This window comes from Pedobacter sp. MC2016-15 (assembly GCF_026239695.1).
GTDB lineage: Bacteria > Bacteroidota > Bacteroidia > Sphingobacteriales > Sphingobacteriaceae > Pedobacter.
Genome location: NZ_JAPIVS010000002.1, coordinates 862,134 through 876,527, shown reverse-complemented (window position 1 = coordinate 876,527; position 14,394 = coordinate 862,134). Strand labels below are relative to the sequence as shown.

The 14,394-nt window shown below is 41.9% G+C and carries 9 protein-coding genes; 6 read left to right on the top strand and 3 right to left on the bottom strand.

The window, feature by feature from the left end; all coding sequences use genetic code 11:
* Window positions 1–65: 65 nt before the first annotated feature.
* The 6 genes from OQY15_RS08585 to miaA all read left to right on the top strand — a co-directional run bounded on the left by OQY15_RS08585 (window position 66) and on the right by miaA (window position 5,754).
* Complete coding sequence (locus OQY15_RS08585) at window positions 66–884, top strand: 2,3,4,5-tetrahydropyridine-2,6-dicarboxylate N-succinyltransferase (RefSeq protein ID WP_265790199.1); 819 nt, start codon at window positions 66–68, stop codon at window positions 882–884.
* Entirely contained in the window at window positions 884–2,008 is a 1,125-nt protein-coding gene (locus tag OQY15_RS08580) for a glycosyltransferase family 1 protein (RefSeq protein WP_265790197.1), read from the top strand. Before OQY15_RS08585 ends, OQY15_RS08580 begins: the two co-directional genes overlap by 1 nt.
* Window positions 2,009–2,038: 30 nt before the next feature.
* On the top strand, window positions 2,039–2,605 hold the full coding sequence (locus tag OQY15_RS08575; RefSeq protein WP_265790192.1) for an L-threonylcarbamoyladenylate synthase: 567 nt from the start codon (window positions 2,039–2,041) through the stop codon (window positions 2,603–2,605).
* Between the two features lie 103 nt (window positions 2,606–2,708).
* Window positions 2,709–4,124, top strand: a complete 1,416-nt coding sequence (locus tag OQY15_RS08570) for an HD domain-containing protein (RefSeq protein WP_265790186.1) — start codon at window positions 2,709–2,711, stop codon at window positions 4,122–4,124.
* Window positions 4,125–4,165: 41 nt separating this feature from the next.
* Window positions 4,166–4,828: a hypothetical protein gene (locus OQY15_RS08565; RefSeq protein ID WP_265790183.1), complete on the top strand. Its 663-nt coding sequence runs from the start codon at window positions 4,166–4,168 to the stop codon at window positions 4,826–4,828.
* Window positions 4,828–5,754, top strand: a complete 927-nt coding sequence (gene miaA / locus OQY15_RS08560) for a tRNA (adenosine(37)-N6)-dimethylallyltransferase MiaA (protein WP_265790182.1) — start codon at window positions 4,828–4,830, stop codon at window positions 5,752–5,754. Before OQY15_RS08565 ends, miaA begins: the two co-directional genes overlap by 1 nt.
* Here miaA and OQY15_RS08555 read toward each other — a convergent pair.
* The 3 genes from OQY15_RS08555 to rpoB all read right to left on the bottom strand — a co-directional run bounded on the left by OQY15_RS08555 (window position 5,751) and on the right by rpoB (window position 14,333).
* A complete protein-coding gene (locus tag OQY15_RS08555; protein ID WP_265790180.1) occupies window positions 5,751–6,065 on the bottom strand; it encodes a DUF3467 domain-containing protein in 315 nt (104 codons plus the stop codon). The two genes, miaA and OQY15_RS08555, sit on opposite strands and share 4 nt — an antisense overlap.
* 102 nt (window positions 6,066–6,167) lie before the next feature.
* Window positions 6,168–10,454: a DNA-directed RNA polymerase subunit beta' gene (gene rpoC / locus OQY15_RS08550; protein WP_265790178.1), complete on the bottom strand. Its 4,287-nt coding sequence runs from the start codon at window positions 10,452–10,454 to the stop codon at window positions 6,168–6,170.
* Window positions 10,455–10,529: 75 nt separating this feature from the next.
* Entirely contained in the window at window positions 10,530–14,333 is a 3,804-nt protein-coding gene (gene rpoB, locus OQY15_RS08545; RefSeq protein WP_265790176.1) for a DNA-directed RNA polymerase subunit beta, read from the bottom strand.
* Between the last annotated feature and the right edge of the window lie 61 nt (window positions 14,334–14,394).

Sequence of the window (14,394 nt, the reverse complement as noted above, 5' to 3'; positions counted from 1 at the left end):
ATACATAAGTAAAAGATCGGTCAATAGATAAAATTGATTTATTTTGTGAAAAAATTAGAATTACAATGAACAAAGAACTGAAGAAGTTAATAGAGGCTGTCTGGGAAGACAGATCCTTATTGGAATATGCTGAATATTGTGAGGCCATCGAATCTGTAGTTCTGCAGTTGGATAATGGAGAAATCCGCGTTGCTGAACCTATATTAAATTCATGGGGAATCAATGAATGGATAAAAAAAGCTGTTATCCTCTATTTTCCAATCAGAGAAATGAAAGAAATCACTAACGGCCCTTTCGTCTTTCATGATAAAATGAAACTGAAAACCAATTATAAAGAACTGGGTGTGCGTGTTGTTCCTGGTGCGAGTGCCCGTTATGGTGCATACTTAGCCAAAGGAGTGATCATGATGCCATCCTATGTTAACATTGGTGCTTACGTTGACGAAGGTACAATGGTTGATACCTGGGCAACTGTCGGATCATGCGCACAGATTGGAAAACATGTTCACTTAAGTGGTGGTGTTGGTATTGGTGGTGTTCTTGAGCCTATTCAGGCTGCACCGGTAATCATTGAAGACAACTGTTTCCTGGGTTCAAGGGCCATCGTTGTTGAAGGTGTGCGCGTAGAACGCGAAGCGGTATTGGGTGCCAATGTAGTATTGACAGCGTCTACAAAGATTATCGACGTAACTGGCAGCTCACCTGTTGAGTACAAAAGCATTGTTCCTGCAAGATCTGTAGTGATCCCGGGTAGCTATACCAAAAAATTCCCTGCCGGTGAATACCAGGTGCCTTGTGCATTGATCATCGGAAAACGTAAAGAATCAACAGACAAAAAAACTTCCCTTAATGATGCATTGAGAGAAAACAATGTAGCTGTTTAATGAATATTGGTTTTGATGGAAAGAGGGCTGCAAATAACCTGACAGGCTTAGGGAACTACAGCAGATCGCTGATCTTACAGCTTTCAGAATTTTTCCATCAAAACCATTACTTTGTATATTCTCCTAAAGTCAAAGCTGCTAAACAGATCAGTGCTTTCTTTGAAAAAGACAATATTCATCTCAAACAACCTGCCGGCAATCAGCCCGGTTTCTGGTGGAGAAGCGTTGGGGTTACCAAACAGCTGAGGAACGACCATATCGACATCTACCATGGTCTGAGCAACGAGATACCTTTCGGATTACATAACGGTCAGCCAAAGACAGTTGTCACCATACACGACCTCATTTTCCTGCGTCTGCCACAGCATTACAGGTATATCGACCGGAAGATCTATAACTTCAAAAGCAAGTATGCCTGCCGTTTTGCAGACCGGATCATCGCCATCAGCGAACAGACAAAAAAGGATATCATCGCCTTTTACCAGACAGATCCTGCAAAAATTGAAGTGATTTATCAAACCTGTGATGATTCCTTCAAAGAATTGCTTCCAGAGTATGTTAAAGAAACTGTACGTCAGCAATACCAGCTGCCGGAAAAATATATCCTTAACGTAGGCACCATCGAAGCACGGAAGAACCTCCTGTTGATTGTCCGGTCACTCAGTGATATTCCGCAGGAATATAAATTAGTTGTCGTAGGAAAAAAACAGGCCTATGCACAGCAGGTTCTTGCAGAAATTGAACGGCTTAATCTGAAAGACAGGGTTATCTTCCTGAAAGACATTCCTTTTTCAGACCTTCCTGCCATCTATCAACTTGCATCAGTATTTGTTTATCCCTCCTTTTATGAAGGTTTTGGGATTCCCATCATCGAAGCCCTTTATGGCGGCATTCCGGTTGTCGCTGCAACAGGATCATGCCTCGAAGAAGCAGGTGGCCCAGACAGCCTGTATGTCGACCCTAATAATGCCGCAGAACTTGCATCGGCAATTAACTCCATTCTGAATGACCCGGAACTGGCAGCTGTGATGAAGGAAAAGGGTCTGGCCTATGCCCGTAATTTTGATAATCAACCGCTGGCTACCCAGCTGATGAATTGTTACGAAGAGCTCTTAAAAAGTTAAATAACTAAGATTATTTAATAAATTTACACCATGCTAAAAACAGAAATTGAAAAAGCATTGGCTGTACTTAAAGATGGGGGAGTAATTCTTTACCCCACGGATACGGTTTGGGGATTAGGCTGTGACGCCACTAATGCCGAAGCTGTAGAAAAGATCAACCAAATTAAAGGACGTGCATCTGATAAAAGTTTTATCATCCTGCTGGACAATGATTCAAAACTGCAGAGTTATGTAAATGAAGTTCCTGAAGTAGCATACGACCTTATTGAATACGCTGAACATCCCCTGACCATCATTTTTGATGGTGCAAAAAATGTGGCAAAAAATGTCATCAGTGCAGATGGCAGCATCGGAGTAAGAGTGATTAAACATGATTTCGTTCAGCAATTGCTCCAGCGTTTCAGAAAACCAATTACTTCGACCTCGGCTAATATCTCAGGTGAACCTACTCCAAAGTTTTTTGATGAGATCGACTCAAAAATTAAGGATGCAGTTGATTATATTGTAGACTGGGAACAGGAACTGAGAACTGAAAGAAAATCTTCAACGATAATGAAATTAAGCCCATCAGGGCAATTTTCCTTTATTAGAAAGTAAGTTTTAGTACTTTTGCAAATTGAATAAACCGGCATCGGTTTAATTATAAGATTTTAACCAGTACAAGCTTGGGATAGCTTTATCCATAAAGAATAAACTCATTTTGAAAAATCATTTAGGACATCCTGTTTTTAAGGTACTTGCTGACATTGCCGCAGAAAGTCATATCGAAGCATATGTGATCGGCGGGTATGTCAGGGACATATTCCTGAACAGGCCATCCAAGGATATAGATATCGTAGTTTTAGGCAACGGCATTGATTTCGCCGAACGTGCCGGTGCCGCGCTGAAAAGTAAGGTTGCAGTATTCAAAAATTTCGGTACAGCAATGCTGAAATACCGGGATCTTGAACTCGAGTTTGTGGGTGCGCGGAAGGAATCCTACAGGGCCGATTCACGAAAACCAATTGTAGAAAACGGGACGATTGAAGACGATCAGCTCAGACGCGATTTTACCATCAATGCCCTTGCTATTTCCCTCAACAAAGATAATTTCGGCCAGCTTGTAGATCCCTTCAACGGTGTGAACGATATTGAAGAAAAGTTAATACGTACACCGCTCGATCCGGAAATCACCTTTTCAGATGACCCCCTGCGCATGATGCGCGCCATACGCTTTGCCAGTCAGCTCAATTTTAACATTGATGAAGCGGCACTCGCAGCGATCACCAAACAGAAAGAAAGGGTTCGTATTCTTTCCAAAGAAAGGATTACAGACGAGCTCAATAAAATTATTCTTTCTCCGGTTCCATCCATAGGATTCAAGTATCTGTTCGACACCGGACTGCTACATTTGATATTCCCTTCAATGGCCGGACTATATGGTGTGGAAGTCATCAATGGGAAAGGGCATAAAGACAACTTTTATCATACCCTGCAGGTACTGGATAACATTTGCGAAGTTACGGACGACTTATGGCTGCGCTGGGCTGCCATCCTCCATGATATTGCAAAACCTGCCACAAAACGCTTTGAGGAAGGCCATGGCTGGACTTTCCATGGACATGAGGACAAAGGTGCCAGAATGGTTCCTCAGATATTCAGTCAGCTTAAGCTGCCCTTAAACGAGAAGATGAAGTTTGTACAGAAACTCGTGCAATTACACCTGCGTCCTATCGTGCTTGCACAGGAAGTTGTCACAGATTCTGCAGTAAGACGTTTGTTATTTGACGCAGGAGAGGATATTGAAAGCCTGATGCTGCTCTGCAATGCAGATGTCACCACCAAAAATGAATACAAGGTAAAGAAATACCGCAATAACTTTGAGCTGGTCAAACAAAAGCTGAAGGATGTTGAAGAAAGAGACAAAATAAGAAATTGGCAACCCCCGGTTACCGGAACAGATATCATGGAAATCTTCGGACTTTCTGCCGGTAAAGAAGTGGGACTGATCAAAAATGCCATTCGAGAAGCAATTCTTGAAGGTGATATAACAAACTCTTATGATGAAGCGTTAGCATTTATGCTCATCAAGGGAAAAGAATTAGGACTGACACCGGTAACGGAACAGCCCAAATAATAAAAATATTTTATAATTTTATAAATAGAAATAAAGCTCAAATGGCAATTTATAGATTTAGAATTAGTTTTGAAGATTACGATGAGGTGGTGCGTGAGATCGACATCAAATCAACACAAACCTTTGAAGATTTGCATAAGGCAGTACACCGTTCTACCGGGTACAGCGCAGAGAAGTCCTCATCTTTCTATGTAAGCTCCGATCACTGGATCAAAGGTGATGAAATCGCATACCTTCCAAACCAAAGAAAAATTGATCGTGGTGTTGCCCTGATGGAAAATGCTAAACTAAGCGCATTTATAGAAGATCCGCACCAAAAGTTCTATTATATCTATAATTTTGACCGTCCCTTCGATTTTCATGTGGAACTGATCAAGATTATCCTGACTACTGATCCCAATATAGAATACCCTGTACTTTTCAAAAGTATTGGTGAAGCACCAAAGATCTTCGATTCTGCAGCCGGCGCAGCAGCAGCGGCGAGTGCTGCCACAGCGGTAGCTGCCTCCAGCGATTTTGATTTCCTTAACGAAATGGATTTTGTTCCTGAAGACACAGAAGAGATCGAGGCAATGGATGGCAGAGGAATCACCACTTCAGATAAAAATGATGATGCCGACGAGGAAGATGATGATGACAATGATGATTTCGCCGAAGGTGATGACTTCAGTGATGAAGAATTTGACAGCAAGGAAGACTACTAATGCCAGTTAATGGCAAAAATAAAACTTTAATTGTAATCGCTGGCCCAACTGCAATAGGTAAAACAGCTTTAGCTATTGAGTTGGCCCGGCACTTCTCTACAGAAATCATTTCTGCGGATTCAAGACAATTCTTTCAGGAGATTTCTATTGGAACAGCTAAACCAGACCCAGATGAACTGGCGGCGGCTAAGCACCATTTTATAGACTCCCATTCTATTACCACCTTTTTTAGCACCGGGGATTTTGAAAAGCAGGCACTGGAAATACTTGCCGGAATCTTCGAACAGAACGACCTGGCGATTATGGTAGGTGGCTCGGGCTTATATCTGGATGCCGTCACTAAAGGACTGGATGAACTCCCTGATACGGATATGCAGATCAGGGAAGAACTCAATACCTTATTTCAGACCGAAGGCCTGGAGCCCATTAAACAAAGGCTTGAAGCAGCCGATCCTGAGTATTTTGCAAAAGTGGATCAGTTTAACCCACAACGAATGATACGGGGGCTCGAATTTTTCCTGTCCACTGGCAAAAAGGTCTCCGGTTTCCTCACCAACAGCAAAAAAGAAAGGCCTTTTAATATCGTTAAAATTGGCCTGAATCTGGAACGTGCACTCCTGTATGACAGAATCAACCACAGAGTTGATCTGATGCTCGCTGCAGGCTTGCTGGATGAAGTAAAAAAGGTTGAGCAGTACAAGGATCTGAATGCACTGAAAACTGTGGGTTACGCGGAGCTATTCGACTATCTTGATGGAAAGCTCAGCTATACGGAGGCAGTAGACAAAATCAAACAGAATACCCGTCGTTTTGCCAAACGCCAGCTGACCTGGTTCCGCCGGGATACAGAGATCAGGTGGTTTGAACCCCAAAGCCCTGCCACCGAAGTACTCCGTTACCTGGAACAGACCTTAAGGCGTGATTAAGCCAGTGCCGTAGGTCCGCCAAAGTTCATCGGGAAACCTGTGGTTTCTTCCTGTGTTTTGATCCTTCCGTTCTGCGCTTCAAACTTCTCAATATTGTCCTGCATTGCCAGCATTAATCTTTTCGCATGCTCCGGCGTCAGAATAATTCTCGACTTCACCTTTGCCTTTGGCAGTCCGGGCATTACCCTGATAAAATCCAGTACAAACTCAGTATTGGAATGGGTGATGATTGCCAGGTTTGAAAATACGCCCTCAGCTACTTCTTCAGAAAGCTCTATATTGATCTGATTTTCGTTGTTTTGATTCTCCATACAGCAAAACTACTTCTTTAAATGCTTAAGCTGTTAACCAAACTTAAAATAAAAAAAAATCCCCCCTGTTACCAGGGGGGATTAATTATTTAATGAAACAGACTATGCTTCTACTTCTTCTTGTTTCGAAGCTAACAGTTTGTCGTATTCTTCTTGTGAACCAACGATGATACGTTCGTAACCACGTACACCAGTACCCGAAGGAATAAGGTGACCAACGATTACGTTCTCTTTCAGTCCTAGCATGCTATCACGTTTACCTGCAATTGCAGCTTCGTTCAGCACTTTAGTAGTTTCCTGGAAGGAAGCTGCAGAGATGAATGATTTCGTACCCAATGAAGCACGGGTGATACCCTGTAATACAGAACTGGCTGTTGCCGATCTTGCATCACGAACCTCGATCTGTTTCAAATCTTTACGTTTTAACTGAGAATTTTCATCTCTTAATTTACGCAGAGAAAGGATCTGACCTGGTTTAACAGTATTCGAATCACCAGCATCAACTACAACTTTTTTGTCATAGATCTCATCATTTTCGATCATGAAGTCCCAACGGTCTACAGAGTTATTCTCTAAGAACGTAGTATCTCCCGGATCTTCAATGTGAACCTTTTGCATCATCTGGTGAACGATTACCTCAAAGTGTTTATCATTGATCTTCACACCCTGTAAACGGTAAACTTCCTGGATACCATTTACCAGGTACTCCTGAACAGCAGCAGGTCCTTTGATTGCTAAGATATCCGCAGGTGAGATTGATCCGTCTGATAATGGCATACCAGCTTTCACAAAATCATTATCCTGAACAAGGATGTGTTTAGACAATGGAACCAGATATTTTTTAACCTCGCCATCTCTCGATTCGATAGTCATCTCACGGTTACCACGTTTCACACCACCTAAGGTTACCACACCATCAATTTCAGTTACTACAGCCGGGTTAGATGGGTTACGTGCCTCAAACAATTCAGTTACACGTGGTAAACCACCCGTAATATCTCTTGTTTTACCAGTTGCACGAGGAATCTTAACCAGGATCTGACCAGTTTTAACAGCTTCTCCATCATCAATTGAAACGTGAGCTCCAACAGGGATGTTATACTGTCTGATCAATTCACCTTTTTTATCCAGTACCCTTACAGAAGGGTTTTTAGTTTTATCACGTGTATCGATAATTACTTTCTCACGGTGACCAGTTTGCTCATCCGACTCTTCACGGAAGGTAACACCTTCGATGATCGCGTCAAATTCAATCTTACCGGCAAATTCCGAGATAATAACCGCATTGTACGGATCCCATGAACAAATCTTATCGCCTTTGGTTACTTTAGCACCTTCTTCAATGTAAAGGAATGAACCATAAGGAATATTGTTGGTCATGATCACTTTACCTGTTCCTTCTTCAACGATTTTAAATTCGCCTGAACGTCCAAGTACAATGTGTGTAGTTCCTTCTTCAGTTTCAGTTTCTACAGTACGTACGTTTTCAAACTCGATGATACCATCAAACTTCGCATTGATCTGAGATTCAGCAGCAATGTTTGATGCGGTACCACCCACGTGGAATGTACGAAGTGTTAACTGTGTACCCGGCTCACCGATCGACTGTGCAGCGATTACGCCGACAGCTTCACCTTTCTGAACACGTTTACCAGTGGCAAGGTTACGTCCGTAACACAATGCACAAACACCCCTCTTGTTCTCACATGTCAGTACAGAACGGATTTCAACACCTTCAACCGGTGATTCGTCAATCGCTTTCGCAATATCCTCATCGATATCCTGACCTGCAGAAACCAATAATTCACCGTTCATCGGGTTAAATACATCATGCAGTGAGATACGTCCCAGAATTCTGTCGTATAACGGCTCAACGATATCCTCGTTATCTTTAAGGGCAGTAGTATACATACCTCTCAAAGTTCCGCAATCTTCAGAATTTACGATCATATCCTGCGCTACGTCATGCAAACGACGGGTTAAGTAACCCGCATCCGCAGTTTTTAACGCCGTATCCGCCAAACCTTTACGAGCACCGTGAGTAGAGATAAAGTACTCTAATACTGACAGTCCTTCTTTAAAGTTGGAAAGAATCGGGTTTTCAATAATCTCACCACCTGAACCTGATTTCTGAGGTTTTGCCATCAGACCACGCATTCCGCAAAGCTGACGAATCTGCTCTTTAGATCCACGTGCTCCTGAGTCAAGCATCATGTAAACCGAGTTAAAGCCCTGGTTATCGCTCGATAACTGCGTCATCACGAATGATGTTAAACGGTTATTGATACGGGTCCAGATATCGATAATCTGATTGTAACGTTCGTTGTTGGTAATGAATCCCATGTTATAGTTATTCCTTACCTCATCAACCTCTGCCGAAGCCTGCTCTAATAAAGCATGCTTCTCAACAGGGATGTTTACATCCTGCAGGTTAAATGATAAACCACCTCTGAATGCCATTTGGAAACCAAGCTCTTTAATATCATCCAGGAATCTGGATGCACGCGCCATACCGGTAACCTTAACTACATCACCAATGATATCTCTTAAAGATTTCTTGGTCAGCAATTCATTGATATATCCTACTTCTTCCGGTACCATTTGGTTAAACAGTACACGTCCAACAGTAGTTTCAGTTAGTCTGTTAACGATACTTCCGTCAGTATCCTTAACATTCACTTTAACTTTGATAAATGCATGCAGGTCGATTCTTTTCTCATTGTAAGCAATGATTACCTCTTCAGGAGAATAGAATGAAGAATCCTGTCCTTTAACCACACGTTTGTCATCAGTTCTACGGCCTTTAGTGATATAGTAAAGACCCAAAACCATATCCTGAGATGGTACAGTAATTGGCGTACCATTTGCAGGGTTCAGAATGTTGTGTGCAGCTAACATCAATACCTGGGCTTCCAGGATAGCAGCATGACCTAACGGTAAATGCACGGCCATCTGGTCACCGTCAAAATCGGCGTTGAATGCAGTACACACTAAGGGGTGTAACTGGATTGCTTTTCCTTCAACCAATTTAGGCTGGAAAGACTGGATACCCAATCTGTGCAGCGTAGGCGCACGATTCAGTAATACAGGGTGTCCTTTTAAAACGTTCTCCAGAATATCCCAAACTAATGGATCTTTTCTGTCTACAATTTTCTTTGCAGATTTTACCGTTTTAACGATACCTCTTTCTATCATCTTACGAATGATAAACGGTTTGAACAGCTCTGCAGCCATATCTTTTGGTAAACCGCACTCGTGTAATTTCAGGTTTGGACCTACAACAATTACCGAACGTGCTGAATAATCCACACGTTTACCCAGTAAGTTCTGACGGAAACGTCCTTGTTTACCTTTCAGGATATCTGAAAGAGATTTCAAGGCACGGTTACCTTCAGTTTTTACTGCATTTACTTTACGTGAGTTGTCAAATAACGAATCCACAGCTTCCTGCAGCATACGTTTTTCGTTACGTAAAATTACTTCCGGTGCTTTGATCTCGATCAAACGTTTTAAACGGTTGTTACGGATAATCACACGACGGTACAGATCATTTAAATCTGAAGTAGCGAAACGACCACCTTCAAGAGGTACCAACGGACGTAATTCCGGTGGAATAACAGGAACAATTTTGATGATCATCCATTCAGGATTGTTCTCAATACGTGTTCTTGCACCACGGAAAGCCTCAACAACCTGTAAGCGTTTTAAAGCTTCGTTTTTACGTTGTTGTGAAGTCTCGTTTGCAGCCTGGTGACGCAGGTTGTAAGATAAAGTATCAAGGTCAATACGTTTCAATAAATCCTCTAATGCTTCAGCACCCATTTTGGCGATGAACTTATTAGGATCTTTATCATCCAGGTATTGATTTTCTTTTGGTAATTTATCTAAGATATCCAGGTACTCTTCCTCTGTCAGGAAATCCATATACTGGATACCCTGCTCTTCCATTAAACCTGATTGAATAACTACATAACGCTCGTAGTAAATGATCAAATCAAGTCTTTTGGTAGGAAGGCCTAATAAATAACCGATTTTATTTGGCAGTGAACGGAAATACCAGATGTGCGCTACAGGAACTACCAGATTGATATGTCCCATACGCTCTCTGCGTACTTTTTTCTCCGTTACCTCAACACCACAACGGTCACAAACAATACCTTTATAACGGATACGTTTGTATTTACCACAGTGGCATTCGTAATCTTTAACCGGACCAAAAATACGTTCACAGAACAAACCATCACGTTCTGGTTTGTATGTACGGTAATTGATAGTCTCAGGTTTTAACACCTCCCCACTAGAGCGCTCTAAAATAGCCTCCGGCGATGCCAAACTAATGGTAATCGAGGTGAAATTGCTTTTTAATTTATTATCCTTTTTGTAAGACATAGCTCTGTTGTTTGAATTTGAAAATTTAAAAAGCCGGAACGGACAGCATCCGTTCCAGCATTAAAAAATTCAACATTAGTCTAACGTAATATCTAAACCTAATCCGCGCAGCTCATGTACCAGTACATTGAATGATTCTGGTACACCTGGAGTCGGCAGGTTCTCGCCTTTTACAATTGCTTCATAAGTTTTGGCCCTTCCGATCACATCATCCGACTTCACAGTCAGGATCTCCTGAAGGATATTAGCAGCACCGAATGCCTCTAATGCCCAAACCTCCATCTCACCAAAACGCTGACCTCCAAACTGGGCTTTACCACCCAATGGCTGTTGTGTAATTAATGAGTATGGTCCGATTGAACGGGCGTGCATCTTATCATCAACCATGTGGCCCAGTTTCAGCATGTAGATAATACCTACTGTAGTTGGCTGGTCAAATTTCTCACCCGTTAAACCATTATGTAAATAGGTTCTTCCAGACGCCGGAACACCAGCTTTAGCGATCCATTCTTCCACTTCATCATGTTTAGCACCATCAAAGATCGGAGTTGCAAATTTTACACCCAGTTCTTTACCGGCCCATGCCAATACAGTTTCATAGATCTGTCCAAGGTTCATACGTGAAGGTACACCCAGTGGGTTCAACACGATATCAACAGGAGTTCCGTCATCAAGGAATGGCATATCTTCATCACGAACGATACGGGCAACAATACCCTTATTACCGTGACGTCCCGCCATTTTATCCCCTACTTTCAATTTACGTTTTTTGGCTACATAAACTTTTGCCATCTGCACAATTCCTGAAGGCAACTCATCACCTACACTGATTGCAAATTTATCGCGTTTATAAGCACCCAGTTCTTCGTTTACACGGATACCATAGTTATGGATCAATAATTTAATCTGATCGTTTTTGTCATCATCGGTAGTCCATTTGTATGGGTTGATGTGAGCAAATTCCAGGTCAGCTAAACTTTTCTGTGTAAACTTAGCACCTTTAGCAAACAGCAATTCTTTGTAAACGTTGTATACACCCTGAGATGTTTTACCGTTAACGATCTGGAATAATTTATCTACCAGTTCGTTTTTAAGATTTGTTGTAGCCAGGTTATATTTCTTGTCTAACTTCTCTATAGCTGCTTTTTCTTCAGCCTTAGTAGTTTTCTTAGCTCTTGAGAATAATTTGGTATCAATTACCACACCTTTGATCGAAGGAGGAGTTTTCAGGGATGCATCTTTCACGTCACCGGCTTTATCTCCAAAGATCGCACGTAATAATTTCTCTTCCGGTGAAGGATCTGACTCACCTTTAGGGGTAATTTTACCGATCAGGATATCGCCTTCTTTAACTTCAGCACCGATACGGATAATACCATTTTCATCTAAATCTTTTGTTGCTTCTTCAGAAACGTTAGGGATATCTGGTGTTAATTCCTCTTCCCCGCGTTTCGTATCACGCACTTCAAGTTCAAATTCTTCAATATGCAATGATGTAAAGATATCTTCACGAACGATACGCTCACTGATTACGATCGCATCCTCAAAGTTATATCCCTGCCAAGGCATGAACGCTACTTTTAAGTTACGGCCCAATGCCAGCTCACCATTTTCAGTTGCATAACCTTCACATAAAACTTGTCCTTTAACAACTTTCTGACCTTTCTTAACGATTGGTTTCAGGTTGATACAAGTATTCTGGTTGGTTTTCTTGAATTTGATTAATTTATAAGTTTTGCTGTCACCTTCAAATGATACCAGACGATCTCCATCGTTTCTCTGATATTTAATGGTGATTTCGTTAGCATCTACATATTCAACAACACCATCGCCTTCAGCGTTGATCAGCGTTCTTGAGTCGCGTGCTACACGGCCTTCCAGACCAGTACCAACAATCGGCGCTTCAGGACGTAACAATGGTACGGCCTGACGTTGCATGTTGGAACCCATCAGGGCCCTGTTCGCATCATCATGCTCAAGGAAAGGAATTAATGAAGCAGCAATGGAAGTAATCTGATTTGGCGCCACGTCCATTAAGTCTAATTTCTCAGGCTCAATAATCGGGAAGTCACCCTCGTAACGTGCTTTTACACGAGGAGTAGTGAAGTTACCTTTATCATCATACTCAGCATTTGCCTGAGCAATAGTTTTTCCGTCTTCATCTTCAGCAGAAAGATAAATTACATCCTCTTCAACAGAAACGATACCATCCTTAACTTTTTTGTAAGGTGTTTCGATGAATCCTAATGTATTGATCTTCGCATGTACACAAAGAGAAGAAATCAAACCAATGTTTGGTCCCTCTGGTGTTTCAATTGTACACAACCTACCGTAGTGGGTATAGTGAACGTCACGCACCTCAAAACCTGCTCTCTCACGTGAAAGACCACCCGGACCTAAGGCTGACAGACGACGCTTGTGCGTAATCTCTGCCAGAGGATTGGTTTGGTCCATGAACTGCGACAACTGGTTTGTTCCAAAGAATGAATTAATCACCGACGATAAAGTACGGGCATTAATCAGGTCTGTAGGTGTGAAAACCTCATTGTCACGGATGTTCATCCGCTCACGGATTGTACGGGCCATACGCGCCAGACCTACACCAAACTGAGCATATAACTGCTCACCTACTGTACGTACACGACGGTTTGACAAGTGGTCAATATCATCGACCTCTTCTTTGGAGTTGATCAGTTTAATCAGGTATTTAACAATCGCAATGATATCCGCTTTTGTCAATACTTTTACGTGATCAGGCGTATCCATTTTCAACTTACGGTTGATTCTGTAACGTCCTACATCTCCAAGGTCATAACGTTTGTCCGAGAAGAACAGACGCTCAATGATACCTCTTGCAGTTTCCTCATCAGGTGGTTCTGCGTTACGCAAAGCACGGTAGATGTTCTCCACAGCCTCTTTTTCAGAGTTTGAAGTATCTTTTTGTAATGTATTATATATAATTGTATAATCAGCCTGGCTTGCACCGTCATCTTTAGACAAGATAATCGTTTTCACACCAGCATCAATGATCATATCAATGTGCTCATCTTCTAAAACAGTATCCCTGTCAAGGATCACCTCGTTACGGTCAATAGATACAACCTCACCAGTGTCCTCATCCACAAAATCTTCTACCCATTTTCTGAGTACCCTTGCAGCAAGTTTACGTCCGATATATTTTTTCAAACCAGATTTGCTCACCTTTACTTCATCAGCAAGGTCGAACAGCTCCAGAATGTCTTTATCAGAATCGTAACCAATTGCACGAAGCAGTGTCGTTACCGGGAACTTTTTCTTACGGTCAATGTAGGCATACATGACGTTATTTACGTCAGTTGCAAACTCAATCCATGATCCTTTGAAAGGAATTACACGGGCAGAGTAAAGCTTGGTACCGTTAGTGTGACGGCTCTGGCCGAAAAACACACCTGGTGACCTGTGTAGTTGAGAAACAATTACACGCTCAGCGCCATTGATCACGAAAGTACCTTTAGGAGTCATATATGGAATAGTTCCCAGATATACATCCTGAATAATAGTTTCAAAATCTTCGTGTTCCGCATCATTACAAGACAATTTCAACTTTGCCTTTAAGGGAACACTATAAGTTAACCCACGGTCGATACACTCAGGTATATCATAACGCGGCGGGTCAATAAAATAATCAAGGAATTCCAGAACGAAAATGTTCCGGGAGTCGGTGATTGGAAAGTTTTCAGCAAATACTTTAAACAAGCCTTCAGTGTGACGGTTGTCTGATGTAGTTTCTATCTGGAAAAATTCTCTGAATGATTGCAACTGTACATCAAGAAAATCTGGGTAATCTATGATGTGCTTACTACGTGCAAAATTTACTCTTTGGTCGACTTTATTTGCCAAGGTACTAAAGTTAAATTTAGTTTAAGAATAAACTATTTGTTTGGTTTGCCGTGAACATCCC

Excerpts from the sequence above, each read along its gene's own strand:
- OQY15_RS08585 (WP_265790199.1), top strand. The coding sequence starts at position 66 with ATGAACAAAGAACTGAAGAAGTTAATAGAGGCTGTCTGGGAAGACAGA.
- OQY15_RS08580 (WP_265790197.1), top strand. The coding sequence starts at position 884 with ATGAATATTGGTTTTGATGGAAAGAGGGCTGCAAATAACCTGACAGGC.
- OQY15_RS08575 (WP_265790192.1), top strand. The coding sequence starts at position 2,039 with ATGCTAAAAACAGAAATTGAAAAAGCATTGGCTGTACTTAAAGATGGG.
- OQY15_RS08565 (WP_265790183.1), top strand. The coding sequence starts at position 4,166 with ATGGCAATTTATAGATTTAGAATTAGTTTTGAAGATTACGATGAGGTG.
- miaA (WP_265790182.1), top strand. The coding sequence starts at position 4,828 with ATGCCAGTTAATGGCAAAAATAAAACTTTAATTGTAATCGCTGGCCCA.
- OQY15_RS08555 (WP_265790180.1), bottom strand. The coding sequence starts at position 6,065 with ATGGAGAATCAAAACAACGAAAATCAGATCAATATAGAGCTTTCTGAA.
- rpoC (WP_265790178.1), bottom strand. The coding sequence starts at position 10,454 with ATGTCTTACAAAAAGGATAATAAATTAAAAAGCAATTTCACCTCGATT.